Raw genomic sequence first — 15,816 nt, 5'->3', positions numbered from 1 at the left:
GGTGAAAGTCCTTCGTCACATCGCGAGTTGCCTCGCCGCTCGGCAGACCGTATGGATGCCGACTCACCGCCGCAAGGAGCTGCTCCCACATGCAACCAACCGACGACGCCGTCCGCCGCGCCTACGGCGTGCTGGCGACCTCCCTCAACGAAGCGCTCCTCGAGACCCGACACGCCCTGGAGCCGCACGCGGCGCTGTTGCCCAAGGGCCGGCTCGGCGAGCTCGACGGTCTGCTGGCCGAGTTCGCGCGGCGCCGGGTGAAGATCGCCGTGTATGGCGAAGTGAAGGCGGGCAAGTCGACGCTCATCAACGCCCTCGCCGGCAAGGAGCTGTCGCCGGTCGCCTTCGATCCCCTGACCTCGCTGCCGCTGCGCATCACCTACGGCTCGCGCACCGTCTGGCAGGTCGGGGCGAATCGCGTCGACACGCTGGCCGAGCTGACCCAGATCATGCGCGCCGGCGTGCGCGACGTGGCCGAGGTGGTGGTGGAGACCGAGGCCGACCTGCTGCAGCTCGGCGGCCAGGTCGATCTCGTCGACACCCCCGGCATCGGCAGCGACGAGCGCTTCGACGCCATCAGCGCCGAGGCCCTGCGCGCCCTCGACGCGGTCGTCCTGGTGGTGCGCTATCCGGCGCTGTTCACGCAGGCGACGCGCCGCCTGATGGACGGGCTGCAGGCCGACATCGGCAAGCTGTTCGTGGTCTGGAACCTCGATGCCGACTGCGCCGAGCTGGAGCAGGGCGAGCTGGCGCGGCACGCCGAGACCCTGCGCGCCGACGTCGCCGGCGCGCACGAGCTCTACCTGGTCGACGCGCGCGCCGCGGCCCGCGCCCAGCAGGGCCGGGACCGCGACGCGCTGGCGGCGAGCGGGCTGTCCGAGCTCTCCGACGCCCTCGGCCGCTTCGCGTCGTCGGAGAAGCGCGAGCTGGTCGCCCTGCGCGAGGCCGGCAAGCGCGCCGTCCGCTGGATCGAGGAAGCGCAGGCCGCCCTCGGCCAACGCCGCGCCGCGCTCGACGCCAAGCTCGCCGAGGTGCGCGAGCGCCTGAGCGCCGTGCAGCGCGACGCGGAGGCGAAGACCGCCGCCGAGCGCGCCAAGGTGAGCGACTTCCAGGCCGCCGTCGACGCCGCCGGTCAGCAGCGCGGCGCGGCGCTGGGCAAGGCCGCCGAAGCGCTCACGGCGGCGCTGCGCGCCGCCCGTCGCGCCTGGGTGCGCAGCGGGCGCGGTGAAGCCCTGGCGGGCGCCGTCAACGCCGCCGCCGAGGCCTACGCCGCCGCCAGCGCCGCCGCCAATGCGTCGGCGCTCGACGCCCTGCGCGCCGCCGCCAAGCAATACGGCGCCGTCGCCTCGCCCGCGGCCGCCGATCGCGTCGATGTCCGTCCGGGCGCCATCGCGCCGCCCGAGCGCCTGGAGCGCGCCCGCACCGGCAGCCTCGCGCTGCTGCGCCGGGCGCTGTGGCGGCGCTGGTACCTGCCCGGCCTGGCGACGCTCGAGAAGACCGGCATCACCGAGGCGCAGGCGGCGCAGTCGGCCTGGTTCGAGAGCGCGGCGAAGACCGCCGACACCGCCGTCCGCACGGTGCTCGAGGGCCGCCTCGCCGACATCGCCCGCGCCGCCCAGGGCGAGCAGGAGCGCATCCGCGTCGAGACCAACTTCCTCGCCGAGGAGGGCGAGCAGGAGGCGCTCGCCGCGCACCTGCCCGTCCTCGCCAACGCCAAGCAGCGCATCGAGGACGTCAGCAAGGAAGCGCGCCGCGTCGTCGCCTGAACGACGACCGCCTGGCGGGCCGCGCTGCCGCGCGGCCGCGCGCGGGCCTGTTCACACGCGGATGTCCGCGACGACGCCGAAGTGGTCGCTGGCGAAGACGCCGTCCACCGGCTGGTCGCAGGCCAGCGCGACGCGCTCGATCCAGCCGCGGCCGCTGACCTCGGCGCCGCCGACGAACACGTAGTCGAGCCGCCGGTCGGGCTCGAACATCATGGCCGCGAAGGGATTGCGGTTGTCCCAGGTGTGACCGGGGCCGGCGCCGCGCACCCGCCAGGCGTCCTGGTAGAAGGTGCTGCGGCCGTCGAGCGCGGCGAGGCCGCTGAGATAGCGGATCTCGTTGGCGTCCGCCGGCGCGTTGAGGTCGCCGACGAGGATCGGGGGGAAGTCGCCGGCGCGCCGCCAGCTCCCCACCACCTCGTCGAGCGCGCGCACCTGGCGCTCGCGCAGCATGCCGTGGTCGAGCCGCCAGGCGAGGTGGGTGCACACGAAGGGGATCTGGGCGAACGGCGCCGCGACGCGGACGGCGAGGGCGCAGCGGCGCTCGTCCAACTCCTCGCCCGGCAGCGCGTGGCGCTCGGCGGCCACGATCGGCCAGCGGCTGACCACCAGGTTGCCGAAGCCGTCGCCGTCGCCATCGGCGTCGACGTGCCCGCGCTCGTCCCAGCGAAAGGCCGGCGCGTAGGCGGTGTGGTAGCCGCGGTCGCCGAGCAGCTCGGCGCCCTGGTCGAAGCCATCGCGGCGGACGATCACCTCCTGCAGCCCGATCAGGTCCGGGTCGAGCGCCGCGATCGCCGCCCGGGCGATCGCCATGCGCGCCGCGTAGGGCTCGGAGACGTTCCAGCAGTTCAGGGTCAGCACGCGCAGCGTGCGCGGCGCCATGCCCGTCGTCCTATCCCGGCACGCCGCCGCCGCCGCGGGTCGCGCCCCAGCCGTCCCAGTAGATGCGCGACGCCGCCGGCAGGCGCTTGGCGGGCTTGAAGTCGGTGCCGGTGTGGTGGGCGACCGGGAACAGCGCCACCTGGGTGACGTGTTCGGGGATGCCGAGGATGGCCGCCGCCTCCCGCTCGTGGAACAGGTGCAGCGACGTCCACGCGGTGGCCAGGCCGCGCGACCGCAGCGCCAGCATGAACGACCACGCGGCGGGCAGGATCGAGCCGTAGGTCGCCGCCTGCGCTGCCACCGGGAGCTGCTCGACGCGACCCTCGATACACGGGATCACGTGCAGCGGCGCCTCGTGCAGGTGCTGCGCGAGATGGTCGGCCGAGGCGATGACGCGCGGCAACTGGGCGTGGCGCGGATCGTCCGCGGCCAGCGCCGGGCGCTCCATGCCGCGGTAGACCTCGAACGCCTGCCGGTAGAGATCGGCGAGCGCCCGCCGCTTGCCGGCATCGGTGACGACCAGGAAGTGCCAGCCCTGCTGGTTGCCGCCGGTCGGCGCCTGCATCGCGATCTCCAGGCAGCGCTCGACGACCTTCAGGTCGACGGGGCGGCTGAAATCGAGCCGCTTGCGCACCGAGCGGGTGGTGGTCAGCAGATGATCGATGCTGGTCAGGTCCATCGCCGTCTCCTCCATCCCCGACTGACTACCAGCCCTCGCGCGTCCATGACCAGCCGTCCCCCTGGCCGCGCGCCCGCGCGATGGCGCGAGATGCCGGGCGGCAACGCCGCGGCGCCGGCCGCGGCGGGTATCGCCTTGGCCGGCGTTTCGCCCGGTGTTATGCGCGCCGCATGACCGAGGTTGCCAGCCTCGACGAATCGCGACTGCGGGAGGTCTTCCGCGCGCTCCACGCACAGGCGGTCGACTATGCCGTGTTCGGCGCCGGCGCGCTGGGGCTGCACGGATTGGCGCGCGCCACGGGCGACGTCGATCTCTTCATTCGACCGGAGGCGGACAACATCGCGCGTCTGGTGGTCACGCCGCGCACCCTCTGGCGGATGAAGAAGGACACCGTTCGTCCCTTGGATCGTCTGGACGCCGCCATGCTGGCCGACCGCTTCGGCCTGCGCGGGACGTGATGGCCGTCCTCCGCTATCGTTCGGTGGAGGCGATGCCGCCGCCGTGGCGGGAGGCGACCGATCCGGCCAACCTGCGAGCGGTCGCCGAGATGCTGCGCTTCTACCGCCAGCATGCGGCGGCGAAGCATCTGCCGCGCGGCGTGCACCGCTATCGCGCCATCGAGGCACTGAACGAGGAGCGAGGAGACCCCTACCGCCGCCCATCGGGAGCGGAGGAGGCGCGGAAGGACACGTGAGACGCGCTGCGCCGAGCGGGGGAGACGCCGATCGCCAATGGGCGACGCCCGCGCGCCGGACGATCAGAACGTGTACTCGACCGCCAGCGTGCCGAGGACGTCGGGCTGGAACGCCAGGTTGACGATCGGCACGCTGAGGCCGCCCGCGAGCACCGTCGCCTCGGCCACGCGCAGCTTGCCGCCGAAGACCGCGCTCACCAGCGTCGTGCCGGTGCTCGCGTCGTTCAGGGCGACGCCCGTCGTCCGCGGCTCCCCGTGCACGACCGCGGGCGTCCACTCGATCGACTGGGCGTATTCCGAGCCCGCGAAGCCGACATCGAGGGAAAAGCGCTCGCTGCCGAACGAGCCGCCGATGGTCCAGGCGAAGCGCTGCAGCTCGGCGTGGTCGAAATCGTAGCTGTAGCCGAGATCGGTGCTGAGAGTGATGGCGTCGGCGGGTCGCAGACTGGCGATGACGCGCGGGTAGATGGCGACACTGTCCGGACCGGCGAACTCCGCCTGGCTCGGGCTCGGGAGCAGCACGTCGCCGGCGGCGGCGAACTGCAGGCGCTGGTACGAGTAGACGAGGCCCTTGCCACCGAGGGCGATGCGCCCGACTCCGGCGTGGGTGCCGTCGTTGAAATCGAAGCCGAGGGCGGAGAAGGTGTCGCCGCGCAGGGCCAGCGGCTTGCCCGGCCCGAGCGACTCGTTGAGCGTCCTGACCGCCGCCGCAACGTCTCCGTTCTGCACCCGCGCGCCGCTGATCACCGCCTGCGGCGGCGGCAGATTGAGCAGGCTGCGCCGGGTCGAGAACACCTGCTGCGCCTGCGCGTCGACCACGGTGATGGGCAGCGACAGACCGAGCTGGATGCGTTGCGTCAGTCCATAGGTTGCCGCCAGGTTGATCAGCGTCACGCGGGCGCGCACGTCCAGGCCGACCTTGGCGACGATCGGCTCCGTGGGCAGGTCGTCGCGCGTGAACAGATAGTTGATCGGGGTGAACGACTCCGACTGCTCGAAGTAGGACGCCGCGACCTGGACGGTGAGCGACCCCTGGCCGATGGTCTGCGTGCTCGGCAGCACGGTCGAGCCGAGCCGGGTGGCGCGAACGAAGGCATCGCTCGCCGGGTCGAACTGGTAGGTGACCGACGGACCCGACACCGCCGGCAGGGCGGCGATGCCGCGGTCGACGCCGAAGAGGACGAGCTGCGACGCCGCGTTGGCGCGGTCCTGGCCGCCGAACTGATTGGGGTTCTGGGCCCGCGCCGTGCCGATCGACAGGAGCGTCGCGACCGCCAGCGCCGCCGCGCTCGACCAGGACGTTACGCGTCGTTGAGGATGATCCACTGTCCCCCCCGGAAGGCGAAGCGCTTGGTGACCCGCACCCGCACGTCCTGCGGCTCGCCGCGCTCGCGGTCGGTGAAGCGGTCGTGCCGGGTGAACGACACCGCCGCCTCGTCGCCGATGATGGCGACGCGCACGTCGCTCAGCTCGATGCGCAGGTTCTCCGCGTTCTCGAAGTAGCGGTCGAGCGCCGCGGCCTGACTGGCGGGAAAGTCCGCATAGTAGCGGCGCAGGGCGTCCAGATCCTCGTCCTCCAGCGCCTGCCGGTAACCCTCGAGGGTCACGCGTAGCTGGGCCTCGGCATCCGGATCCGTCTGCGCGAAGCTCGGCGGGACGATCGCGTCGAGCAGCCACGCGAGCAGCGGCGGGGCGCTCGGAGGCGGGGCGTGGAACGCCCCCGGTTGGATCGGCCGCTCGGGTCGCCGTGGCGCGCGGCCGCCGCCGCTTTCCGCCTCCGTCAGCAGCTTGCGTGCGGTCAGGCTGCTGGTGCCGGGATTGCGGAGCTGATCGCCGAGAGGCGCCGGCACGTCGACGCTCAACTGGTCGAGCAGGGCCAGCATGACCTGGCCGGTGAGCTGGGCGAACTTGTCCACCGGGCCGCGGGCGCGCGCCGTCGCCACGACCTGCAGCGGGCGCACGCTCTGCACCTGGGCGCTGATGCTCAACTGCCGGTCCTGGACCCAGTACGCGCCGCGCACCAGCAGCCCGACGCCGGCGCGCTGCGCCGCCTCCAGGGTGTCCGGCGCGTCGCGAGCGACGAAACGCAGCATCGTCTCGTCGTACACGTCGAGCTGGCGGATCTCGCTGAAGGCCGTGAGCACGTCCTGGCTGAGCGCGCGGTGCATCCATTCATAGGCGGCATCGGGGCCGAAGTACTCGAAGTCGCCGATGGCGATGCGTTCGCGCTGCCGCTCGGGCTCCGCTGGAGCCGCCGGCGTGGGCAGGGGCGGCGGCGTCACCTGCGCCAGCCGCCCCGGGTCGGCCGCGATGGCGAGGTCCTCTCCGACGATCGAGATGTACGGCCGCTGCCGTCCATCGGTGAGCTCCTCCACCTGGCGAATCGCGTGGTTGGCCAGACCGAGGACGGTGATCAACCCGTCGTTTCGCGCCGCGCCGCCCTGCAAACCATCGAGCAGCGCGGCGGTGAAGGCGCCGTGGCGCCGCGCCGCCACTTCCAGCGAGCGTTGTCCGGCCGAGGCGGAGGTCAGGATGTACAGCCCCTCGACCGGCGCCAGACCGGAGGACAGATCGGCGCCGAGCTGGGCGCCGCTCGGCGCCGCCGTGACCGCTCCCGCGTGGCAGGTGTCGAGCACGACCACCATGCGCGGAATGTTCCGGTGCAGGCGCAGGATCTGGCGGCGCAGCTCTCCCATGTCGACGCCCGCGATGTGCGGCGCCTCCGGCGACGCCGCCGCGGTGAGGAAGTAGTGGGCGGCTCCCCGGTCGGCGCGCACGCCATGCCCAGCGAGGAAGATCACCGCCACGTCGACCGGCGACGCCTGGCCGAGGAAGCCATCAAGCGCCTCGAGAATCGCATCGCGCGACGCTGCGGTATCCGTCAGGACACGCGTGTGAACTAGATCATACACTGGCCCGTTGGCCTGTTGCTGCAGCGCGGCCGCGAAATCGCGCGCATCGGCGGCGGCGTACTCCAGGCGCAGAGCCGGATCGCGATAGGCGCTCACCCCGACGCTGAGCACCCAGAGGTGGGGCCGCTGGCCGCGTTCGCCGCCGGCGAAGGTCGTCGCGGTTGTCGTCTGCGCGAGCGGACGCGCGGTGGCCTCGCGCGAGGCGCCGAACCACGCCGCGGCGGCGCCGATCGCGGCCGCGAGGCAGATCGCGGCCAGGCCGAGGCGGATCTTGAAGCGGGCGCCGGACACGTCCGGCGGCGCTTAGCGCAGGTCGACCATCGGCGGCAACTCGATCGCGCCGTGTCACAAATTCGCGATCCGTGTTCCCTTCCGCGGTCATGTTCACGATGACCATTGCGCCACCGCGATGTCGCACAAAGTTGAATCCGTTCCCCTGGAACGCAGTGCATGTCGATGTCGGCGAAGAATCAGTGGCGGCGGCGAAATACATTGACATCGCCGTCGTGCGATTTGTATCGGTCCTGCTCCAACGCATGCGCCGACAATCGCCATCGGCTGCGGTCGCCGCGGTGCCGGTGGTCGGTCAGGAGGACAAGCGCCTCGTCGACGCCTGTATCGCCGGCGACGTGGCGGCCCGCCAGCGCTTTCACGCCGAGTACCTGCCGCTCATCTATCGCTTCGAAGGCGCGGGGTGCGAGCACGAGGCGGCGACGGAGAACTTCATCGCCTTTCTCTTCGACGACGATCGCGTGTTCCACCGCCTGCGCGGCTACCGCGGCGAGGCGTCGCTGCGCTCCTACCTGTGGCACTGCATCCTGCCCGACCTCATGAAGCAGTTTCGCGGCAGGCTGCGGCGGCAGCGTCTCGACACGCTCTCGCTCGACGATCGCCCGGCGGCGGGCGCCGGCGATGGCCCCGGGGGCGATCGCGAGCGGCCGATGCCGGCGGTGGCGGCGCTCCTCGCCGCGCTGCCGCTGGACAAGCGGGTGCTGGTGAAGCTGCTGCACCTCGAGGATTTCGACTTCGACGCCGCCGAGCTGCGGTTCCTCGCCGACTGCAACGGCTGGAGTCTGCGCCTGCTGACCCGGCGCCTGGCCGACGCGCGCGAATCGGTGCGCGGACGCGAGGCGGCGCGCCAGGCGCGCGTCGACGGCGCCGCCTCGGCCGGGCAGTGGATCCGCCTCTACGGCGACCGGCTGCAGCGCCTCGAGGAGGATCTCGCGGCCGCCGGGCACGATTCTCCGCGCGCCGCGCGCCTGCTGGCGCAGCGCGCCGAGCTGCAGCGCAAGCTGGCGAAGCGCGAGCGGCAGCGCGCCGAGCTGCTGCGCGCCGCCGAGAGCACGGTGGTGACGCTGCCGACGGCGCTGATCGCCGAGCTCCTGCACCTCAGCGAATCGACGGCGCGGACGAAGATTTCCCGCCTGCGCCGCGAGCTCAAGCAGATCCCGGTCGGTAGCGGACCCGGAGATGAGCGATGAGCGCGTCGCCGCGCCACAGTTGTCCCGCCTTCGCGGAGCTGGTCGCCTGGCTCGACGGCGCGCTCGACGGCGCCGACGAGGATCGCATCGAGGCGCATCTCGACGCCTGCGCATCGTGCCGGGCGCGGCTGCTCGAGTGGCGCGATCGCCTCGGCGCGCGCGACGCGGCGGAAGAGCCGACGCCGGAATGTCCCGACGACGAGCGGCTCATCGCCTACGCGGAGGGGTCGGCGGCGCTCGGCGCCAGCGCCGAGGCCGATGTCGAGCGCCACCTGCGCCAGTGCGGGCGCTGCGCCAGCGTGCTGCAGCGCATCATGGCGGCGCCGCTGCCCGAGGCGCCGGTCGAGGCCGTTCGGCCCGTGGAGGTCGAGCGCGCGCCGGCGGCGCCGGCGCGGCGGATCGGCGCCTGGCTGGGCGCGCTGCGCGAGTGGCTGACGCTGCCGCCGCTGCAGTGGGCGGTGGCCGCGGCGGCGGTCCTCGTGCTGGCGGTGGGGGTGTCGCGCTTCGCGATGCCGGGGACGCCGCTCGACCAGATGCGCGACAGCGCGCCGGCGGCCAACGCCGAGGTCGTCGCCGACGTCGTCGCCCACGCGCGGCCCGACGCCGCCGAGCCGGTGGTGGCGCGCCTGCGATCGGGGACGCGCGGCGCGTGGCTCGAGGCGTCCGGGAGCTGGACGCGCCTCGAGCTCGCCGACGGCCGCCGCGTCTGGGTGCCGAGCGCGTCCGTGCGCCGCCTGCAACCGTGAACCGGGCGGGCGGCGCCGCGCCGTCCCGCGATCAACTCATCACAGACCAATTCCTAATTCAGTGGGGGAGTGACCATGGAGACCATTGCGAACCGGGGACTCGACGCGACGCGAACGCAGGGAATCATCCGGCGGTCACGATCGCTGGCCATTCGGCTGGCGGCGGGCGCCGCGGTCGCGCTCTGCCTGCTGAGCCCGCTCGGCGCGGGTCGCGCCGCGGCGCAGACCTGCGCCGGCGATTGCGACTACCAGGGCGGGGTGACGATCAACGACCTGGTGCTGATGGTCAACCTCGCCCTCGGCGGCGGCGACGTGGCGCAGTGCCGGCCCGGCGACCAGAACGGCGACGGGGCGATCTCGGTGAACGAGATCGTCGCCGCCGTCAACTTCGCGCTCGGCGGCCGCCTCGCCCTGCCCATCGCCGGCACCTGCGAGCGGCCGGGCCTGAGCGGCCTGGCCGAGTGCGCGCCCGGCACCGTGGTGCGGCTGATCCGCTGCAACGACGCCCGTTGCCGGACCTCCGAGCCCATCGCGTCGGCGCAGGTCGACGCCAGCGGCGCCTTCCGCTTCGATGTCGCCGCCGACTGCGCCCAGGCGAGCGCCCGCTACCTGCTGGCGGCGCGCATCGACGGCGAGGACCAGCGCTTCGGCGACGTCGGTCCCGCCGGCGCGGCCGCGCCGGCCGCGGTGGTCATCAGCCCGAGCTCGGAGGCCGCCGTCCGCCTGGTGGAGGAGCGCGGCATCGACAACTTCGGCGCCGTCAGCTTCCGCGACCTCCTCGATGTGGTCGAGGAGGCCAACCCGCCGGCGAGCTTCGCCGGGCAGACCGTCGCCGCGGCTGCCGAGCAGGCGCAGCGCAAGGCGCTCGAGAGCCCCGATGTGAACAACGTCCTGCTGGCGGTGCTGCGCCACGACCGGCCGGCGATGACCAGCATCGAGCCGCGCGGCGACCTCGACGTCTACACCCTGGAGCTGCACGAGCCGACGACGGTGATCCTGCAGGCGACGCGCTCCACCGGCGGCCTGGTGCCGTGCCTGGAGGTGCGCTCGCTCGCCACCGGCCCGGTGCCCGGCGGCCAGGCCTGCGGCGACCCGAGCGCGCGACTGGACCTGAACCTCGTCCCTGGCGCCTACGCGGTGCTGGTCAACGACCAGAGCAACACCCAGATCGGCTCCTACGATCTGTACTATGCCCGCCTGCGCCCCGAGGACGTCGACGGCATCCCGGTCGAGAGCCAGAGCCTCGACATCGGCGACCTCGACCCGTACGGCTTCAGCGTCACCCGCAGCTCCACCCTGATCCTCAAGGCCACCCGCCAGAGCGGCGCCATCGCCCCCTGCGTCGAGCTCTGGCGCTTCGGGGCCCTGGCGTCGACCCGCCTCGACACCATCTGCGACCCCGGCACCGCCCGCCTCGACCGCGGCGCCGACCCCGGCTTCTACTTCGCCATCGTCTCCGACCAGACCACCCAGGGCGCAGGCTCCTACAAACTGACCCTCGACCAACTCCCCGCCGGCGGCGGCCCCACGCCGACCTTCACCCCGACATCGCTACCCGGCTCCACCTCGACGGCGACGCCGTCGCCGAGCCTGACGGGAACACCGACGGTGACGCCGTCAGCGACGGTGACCTACTCATCGACGTCCACCCCTTTCGCGACGACCAGCTCGACTCCGACGGCTACACGCACGGTTAGCGCCAGCCCCACGGTCACGTTGAGCCCGACGCCGATCCCGAGGCTGATCCTGGCTCTACAGGCGGCGCCAGACCCCATACGACCGGGAGGTCTCCTCACGGTGCGCCTCACGGTTACCAACCAGGGGAACCGCGCCGTAACGAATGTCCAGGTCAACAGTCCAGTCCCGGGGAATACACAGTCCGTGAACGCCAGCGACGGAGGGAACTGTTTCAACGGTTGCATCGCGGGGCGCATCGCGACGTGGGACATCGGGACGCTGGCCATGGGCGCCAGTCGAACTGTGGAGTTGACGGCATTCGTGGTGTCGGGTGCGACGAACGGAACAGTAATCCAAAGCTCCGCAACGGTAACGGGCGATGCCGCCGTCGGCGGCGCTGCGCAGGCCTCGGTCGAGGTACAGGGAACTCCGCAGTTGGCGGTAGCGCTGCAGGCGGAGCGGGATCCGGCTGAGGCTGGTCGGGCGCTGACGTACAACGTGACCTTCAGCAACCCTGGCACGTCTGATGCGAACGACGCAGTGCTGACGGCGCGGCTGCCGGTGGGGACCAGCTTCCAGAGCGCGAGCGACGGCGGCGTGTCCGGGGAGAATCGCACCGTGACGTGGTCGCTGGGCAAGGTGGCAGTGGGGGCCAGCGGGCGCCGGCAGTTTACCGTCCAGGTGGGCCAAGGAGAGACGAACGGCAGCGTGTTGTTGAGTGACGCCGAGCTCCGCGACGCCGCCCTGGGGGCATCGGCGCGTGCCACGAGTGCAGTGACGATCCGCACCGGAAGCCCCATCGCGCTTACGCTGGTTGCTTCGCCCAATTCGGTTCCGCGGGGCGGGCAGCTCACCTACCGCCTGACGGCGACCAACCGGAGCGGCTCTGCTCAGAACGTCACGCTCCGCAGCGTGGTGCCCGGCAGCGTATCGAATGTGAATACGAGTGACGGCGGTAGCTGTTTCAACGGCTGCATCGAGGGTCGGATCATCAACTGGGACCTTGGATCGCTGCCGGCTGGGGGGAGCCGCACCGCGGAGGTCACCTTGTACATCTCCGATGATGCCGCCCGGTTTCCCAATGGCACCTTGCTCAGCCATCGCGCCTGGGTGATCGGCGCCGGCGGGGCAGTGGCCGAAGAGACGGTCGTCATCGACTCGAGCCCGCAGTTGGCGTTGGCGATGCGTGCCGAGCGCGATCCGATCGGGGCCGGCCAGAATCTCACCTACACTGTTACGTTCGGAAACCCCGGGACCATGGACGCCAGCAACGCAGTTTTGACCGCCCGGGTACCCGTTGGCGCAACCTTCGACAGTGCGAGCGACGGTGGCACCGAGAGCGCGGGGGTCGTGACGTGGGCGGTGGGACCGATCGGAGCGGGGAAGAGCGGCCGCCGGCAGTTCACGGTTGCGGTAGCAAGCGAAGCAACCAACGGCACGATTTTGGAGAGCGATGCCGAGTTGCGCGACAGCGGGCTCGGTGCGTCGGCACGCGCCCACGGCGCCGCCACGGTGCGTACCGACAGCCCCATCACGCTCACCCTCACCGCCTCGGCCGATCCCGATCCGGTCAGGCGCGGCGAAGTGCTCACGTATCTTGCCACGGTCGAGAACAGCGGATCGCTCCCGCAGACGATCACCTTGCGCAGCGCCGTGCCGGATCGGGTTTCGGGTGTTTCCGCTGGCAACGGCGGCAGTTGTTTCAACGGCTGCATCGAGGGGCGGATCATCAATTGGAGCCTTGGATCAGTGCCGGCTGGGGCAAATCGCACCGTGCTGGTGACCATGTTCGTGTCAGGAGACGCCGCCCGCTTCCCAGGCGGCTCCCTGCTGACGAACCGCGTATGGGCATTCAGCGACGCCGGCAGCGCCACTGCCGAGCAGACGACGCGTATCTGCAATGGAGTGCCGAGCTCGTGCACGCCATGACAGCGCAGACTCCGCAGGATGATGTCGCCGGTACGAGGAATCAGTCAGCCGCAGTGCCCCCGCCGCCCACCAGCGCATCAGCGATGTACGCAGGCCGCGGAACAATGACGATGGAGCGGATCGTGAACGAGAGAGCCGAGACAGCGGGAGCGGCGGGGATGTTCCGGCGGTCGCGCGGGTGCCGGCTTCTCATCGCAGCCTGTCTCGCGCTCGCAATGTCGACGCCGACCGCCGCCCAGCCCTGCCCGGGCGATCTCGACGGCGACGGGCAGGTGACGATCAGCGAGCTGGTGCGGGCGGTGAACGCCGCGCTGGCGGGATGCGAGGCGGGCCAGCCGTGCCCGGGCGACGTAAACGGCGATGGGCAGGTGACGATCGACGAGCTGGTGCGAGGGGTCAACGCGGCGCTCGTCGGCTGCGACGGCGCGCCGATCACCGTGGCGCCGACGGCCACGCCGACGGCGACACCGATGGCGGGGACTCCCTCGCGTACGCCGGGCGGCGCGCAACACACCTTCCGTTACGAGTTCCTTCCGGGATCGCTCTACCGCGCTTCCGACGTGTTCCTGGCCGAGGTGAATGCACAGGGCGCGCGGGGGTTCGCCTACCGCGGGGACTGGCTGTTCGGCTCCGACTTCTCGGAGAGCGGCGCCCTGTACGTGAAGGACGAGTCGCAGCACGCCACCTTCCGCTTCGAGTTCATCCCGGCATCGCTCCACCGCCCTTCGAGCGAGTTCCTGGCCGAAGTGAATGCGCAGGGCGCGCGGGGCTTCGCCTACCGGGGAGACTCGGTGTTCGGATCGGACCTGTCGGAGAGCGGCGCCCTGTACGTGAAGGACGAGTCGCAGCGCGCCACCTTCCGCTACGAGTTCCTTCCGGGATCGATCTATCGTTCTTCGAGCGCGTTCCTGGCCGAGGCGAATGCGCAGGGGGCGAGGGGCTTCGCCTACCGCGGCGATTGGCTGTTCGGCGACGCGCTCGAGGAGAGCGGCGCCCTGTACGTGAAGGACGAGTCGCTGGTTGCCCCGTTTCACTTCGAGTTCATTCCAGGGCCTCTCGATCGTTCCTCCTCCGCCTTTCTGGCGGAGGCCAACGCGCAGGGGGCCAGGGGGTTCCTGTACCGCGGCGACTGGCTGTTCGGCGCCGATCTCGCCGAGAGGGGCGCCCTGTACGTGGACCGACCGTACGCCTGGGGAAGTCTCTGAGCCGCGATCGTGGCCGCGGCGGCGCGCGCCCATTCGCAAGCAACTTTCACGCACAGACGAGCTCGAGATCGGCGAGACCTACACCCTGGATGCGAAACAGCCGGCCCCTTCGGCGGCCGCAGCATCAAGCGCCAGGGGCAGCTCTCGGCGCGCGGCTTCGTCGAGCTGATGCTGATCGAGCCGCTGTCGGAGCAAGAGATGTGGGTGAGGAAGGTCGAGCTCGCTCCGGCGTCGGATGCCGTCGACGTCGACTGATGGATGCGAACGGACTGATGCGCCGGAAGCGACGCTTCGGTCGAGGTCCAGCGTGGAAATTCGGATTCGCGGTCTCACCAGAGCGAGCAGGTGACCCGACCGTGGCCGACGGCCTGCTCGCCGGGCAGCAGGCCGTAGTCGGCACATGGACGAATGTTCCAGGCACCGCCGATGATTCGGATTGCGCGTCGGCTCCGCACCGCCTATGGCTGGCTTGTATCGACCAGTTTTCTGGTCAACCGAAGCATCGATGGCGAAAACCCTGCCGATTTCCGAGGTGAAGACGCACCTCCCCGCGCTGGTGAGCGGCGTCGTCGAGCGCGAGGAGGAGGTGGTGGTCACCCGCAAGGGGAAGCCCGCCGCGGTGCTGGTCAACTTCGCGGAGTACGAGCGCCTCAAGGCGACGCTCGATGTCCTCAGCGACCCTCGGCTCATGGCCCAGATCCGCAAGAGCCGCCGCTTTTACGAGGCGGGCAAGCGGGGCCTGTCGTTCGAGGAGGTGTTCGACGAACCGCTCCGACCGCCCCGCGGAAAGCGCCGCGGGTGAGGCGCGAATCCAGTTTCACGCCGGTCGAGGAGCAGGCAGCCCTCACCGCACTTTTCGGCCTCGTCCTGTCTTGTCGTCGCACTGCCGCGGCGCCATGTACGTCGCATGCAAGGTCGTCCCGGCCGCCAGCACTCCCCACCCTTCCGCATCGACATTCCGCCTCACGTCGCCGAGCTGGTCCGGGCGTTGCCCCCCCGAGGTGAAGCGGGGGGTGAAGGAAGCGCTCCGCCTGCTGAGCACCGACCCGGGCGCTGGTTCGCCGCTCCGCCGCGAGCTGGATGGATACCGGCGATACAAGGTTCGCCGCTACCGGATCGTCTACCAGCGGCACCATCGCGTCGTGCGAGTGCTGGCGGTGGGCCATCGGCGGACGATCTACGAGGACCTCGGAGAGCGGCTGAAGGCGCGGTGACTCCCCCGCCGCGCAGGCGGAGGAACTGGCGGCCAGTTCGGCGCGTGTAGCACTTCCGGCATCCGCGTGCCCCTCTCGGATCAACTGACCATGCGAGACGGGCGCGACGTGATGTGACGTCACGCCTGGCCCGTCTCCGAGCCGCCGCGCTGCGCGGCACTGGGAGGAGACGCCGATGAAGGGAACCGATCGAATCATCACGCTGACGTCGTGGGGGTGGCGCGCGGCACGGCGGAGGGCGCCGCTGGGCGCGCTGGCCTGCGGCGCGCTGCTGCTCGCCGCCTGCAGCCACGGCAACCCGCTGCTCGGAAAGTGGGAGATCGACCCCGCGGCGTCGAGCCCGGACGCGAAGCTCATGGCGAACCTGGGGCTGAACCAGGTGGAGTTCTTCGCCGACAAGGCGCTGATCGGCTCGGTCGGGGCGCCGGTCACCTACGACGTCGGCGACGGCTACGTGCTGGTCAACGGCAACGGGCAGACCGCCAAGTACGTCGTCGTGTCGTCGAACGAGATCCGCGTCGACGCGCCGCTGGGCCAGAAGGTCGTCTACCGGCGGGTGCACTGAGGCGCGGCGGTGGAACGGCGCTGCGCCTCCGCGCCGGCCGCACCGTGGCAGGCCGCGGCCGCCGTCCGC

The 15,816-nt window shown here is 71.5% G+C and carries 14 protein-coding genes and 1 pseudogene; 11 read left to right on the top strand and 4 right to left on the bottom strand.

What is annotated here, in order from left to right:
• The first annotated feature begins 89 nt into the window (after positions 1-89).
• Positions 90-1,766, top strand: a complete 1,677-nt coding sequence (locus tag KF840_09300; GenBank protein MBX3025092.1) for a dynamin family protein — start codon at positions 90-92, stop codon at positions 1,764-1,766.
• A gap of 51 nt (positions 1,767-1,817) precedes the next feature.
• On the opposite strand, the gene KF840_09295 is transcribed toward KF840_09300, so the two are convergent.
• Both KF840_09295 and KF840_09290 read right to left on the bottom strand, forming a co-directional pair.
• Positions 1,818-2,645, bottom strand: a complete 828-nt coding sequence (locus KF840_09295; protein MBX3025091.1) for an endonuclease/exonuclease/phosphatase family protein — start codon at positions 2,643-2,645, stop codon at positions 1,818-1,820.
• 10 nt (positions 2,646-2,655) lie between these two features.
• Positions 2,656-3,324: a nitroreductase family protein gene (locus KF840_09290; GenBank protein ID MBX3025090.1), complete on the bottom strand. Its 669-nt coding sequence runs from the start codon at positions 3,322-3,324 to the stop codon at positions 2,656-2,658.
• Between the two features lie 80 nt (positions 3,325-3,404).
• On the opposite strand from KF840_09290, the gene KF840_09285 reads away from it, so the two are divergent.
• Complete coding sequence (locus tag KF840_09285; GenBank protein MBX3025089.1) at positions 3,405-3,782, top strand: hypothetical protein; 378 nt, start codon at positions 3,405-3,407, stop codon at positions 3,780-3,782.
• Entirely contained in the window at positions 3,779-4,018 is a 240-nt protein-coding gene (locus KF840_09280; protein ID MBX3025088.1) for a hypothetical protein, read from the top strand. The genes KF840_09285 and KF840_09280 overlap by 4 nt, the downstream gene beginning before the upstream one ends.
• A gap of 63 nt (positions 4,019-4,081) precedes the next feature.
• Here the strand turns inward: KF840_09280 and KF840_09275 are convergent, their stop codons facing one another.
• Both KF840_09275 and KF840_09270 read right to left on the bottom strand, forming a co-directional pair.
• Entirely contained in the window at positions 4,082-5,344 is a 1,263-nt protein-coding gene (locus KF840_09275; GenBank protein ID MBX3025087.1) for a transporter, read from the bottom strand.
• A complete protein-coding gene (locus KF840_09270) occupies positions 5,320-7,221 on the bottom strand; it encodes a caspase family protein (protein ID MBX3025086.1) in 1,902 nt (633 codons plus the stop codon). The genes KF840_09275 and KF840_09270 overlap by 25 nt, the downstream gene beginning before the upstream one ends.
• A gap of 245 nt (positions 7,222-7,466) precedes the next feature.
• On the opposite strand from KF840_09270, the gene KF840_09265 reads away from it, so the two are divergent.
• The 8 genes and pseudogenes from KF840_09265 (at position 7,467) to KF840_09230 (ending at position 15,747) form a co-directional block, all read left to right on the top strand.
• A complete protein-coding gene (locus tag KF840_09265; GenBank protein MBX3025085.1) occupies positions 7,467-8,411 on the top strand; it encodes a hypothetical protein in 945 nt (314 codons plus the stop codon).
• Positions 8,408-9,157: a zf-HC2 domain-containing protein gene (locus KF840_09260; protein ID MBX3025084.1), complete on the top strand. Its 750-nt coding sequence runs from the start codon at positions 8,408-8,410 to the stop codon at positions 9,155-9,157. The genes KF840_09265 and KF840_09260 overlap by 4 nt, the downstream gene beginning before the upstream one ends.
• Positions 9,158-9,232: 75 nt before the next feature.
• The gene (locus KF840_09255; GenBank protein ID MBX3025083.1) at positions 9,233-12,763 is read left to right on the top strand and encodes a DUF11 domain-containing protein; all 3,531 of its coding nucleotides are present in this window, start codon (positions 9,233-9,235) and stop codon (positions 12,761-12,763) included.
• Positions 12,764-12,978: 215 nt separating this feature from the next.
• On the top strand, positions 12,979-13,968 hold the full coding sequence (locus KF840_09250) for a hypothetical protein (GenBank protein MBX3025082.1): 990 nt from the start codon (positions 12,979-12,981) through the stop codon (positions 13,966-13,968).
• Positions 13,969-13,977: 9 nt separating this feature from the next.
• Positions 13,978-14,223 carry a hypothetical protein gene (locus KF840_09245; GenBank protein MBX3025081.1) on the top strand — a complete coding sequence of 82 codons (246 nt, stop codon included), beginning with the start codon at positions 13,978-13,980 and terminating at the stop codon, positions 14,221-14,223.
• Between the two features lie 250 nt (positions 14,224-14,473).
• Positions 14,474-14,770 (top strand): type II toxin-antitoxin system Phd/YefM family antitoxin, encoded by a 297-nt coding sequence (locus KF840_09240; GenBank protein ID MBX3025080.1) that lies wholly within the window; start codon positions 14,474-14,476, stop codon positions 14,768-14,770.
• A 105-nt stretch (positions 14,771-14,875) separates the two neighbouring features.
• Positions 14,876-15,182 (top strand): annotated as a pseudogene (locus tag KF840_09235) (type II toxin-antitoxin system RelE/ParE family toxin).
• Positions 15,183-15,357: 175 nt separating this feature from the next.
• Positions 15,358-15,747 carry a hypothetical protein gene (locus KF840_09230; GenBank protein ID MBX3025079.1) on the top strand — a complete coding sequence of 130 codons (390 nt, stop codon included), beginning with the start codon at positions 15,358-15,360 and terminating at the stop codon, positions 15,745-15,747.
• Positions 15,748-15,816 lie beyond the last annotated feature (69 nt).

The sequence above is a fragment of the bacterium genome, from assembly GCA_019637795.1.
Taxonomy (GTDB): domain Bacteria; phylum Desulfobacterota; class Binatia; order HRBIN30; family CADEER01; genus JAHBUY01.
Note: the sequence above shows the minus strand (reverse complement) of the source record. Positions and strands in the feature narration are given on the sequence as shown.

What these genes read in the sequence shown, in the direction of transcription:
- KF840_09230 (MBX3025079.1), top strand. Translation starts at nt 15,358, where the DNA reads ATGAAGGGAACCGATCGAATCATCACGCTGACGTCGTGGGGGTGGCGC.
- KF840_09260 (MBX3025084.1), top strand. Translation starts at nt 8,408, where the DNA reads ATGAGCGCGTCGCCGCGCCACAGTTGTCCCGCCTTCGCGGAGCTGGTC.
- KF840_09250 (MBX3025082.1), top strand. Translation starts at nt 12,979, where the DNA reads ATGTCGACGCCGACCGCCGCCCAGCCCTGCCCGGGCGATCTCGACGGC.
- KF840_09285 (MBX3025089.1), top strand. Translation starts at nt 3,405, where the DNA reads ATGGCGCGAGATGCCGGGCGGCAACGCCGCGGCGCCGGCCGCGGCGGG.
- KF840_09300 (MBX3025092.1), top strand. Translation starts at nt 90, where the DNA reads ATGCAACCAACCGACGACGCCGTCCGCCGCGCCTACGGCGTGCTGGCG.
- KF840_09290 (MBX3025090.1), bottom strand. Translation starts at nt 3,324, where the DNA reads ATGGACCTGACCAGCATCGATCATCTGCTGACCACCACCCGCTCGGTG.
- KF840_09265 (MBX3025085.1), top strand. Translation starts at nt 7,467, where the DNA reads ATGCGCCGACAATCGCCATCGGCTGCGGTCGCCGCGGTGCCGGTGGTC.
- KF840_09255 (MBX3025083.1), top strand. Translation starts at nt 9,233, where the DNA reads ATGGAGACCATTGCGAACCGGGGACTCGACGCGACGCGAACGCAGGGA.
- KF840_09240 (MBX3025080.1), top strand. Translation starts at nt 14,474, where the DNA reads ATGGCGAAAACCCTGCCGATTTCCGAGGTGAAGACGCACCTCCCCGCG.
- KF840_09295 (MBX3025091.1), bottom strand. Translation starts at nt 2,645, where the DNA reads ATGGCGCCGCGCACGCTGCGCGTGCTGACCCTGAACTGCTGGAACGTC.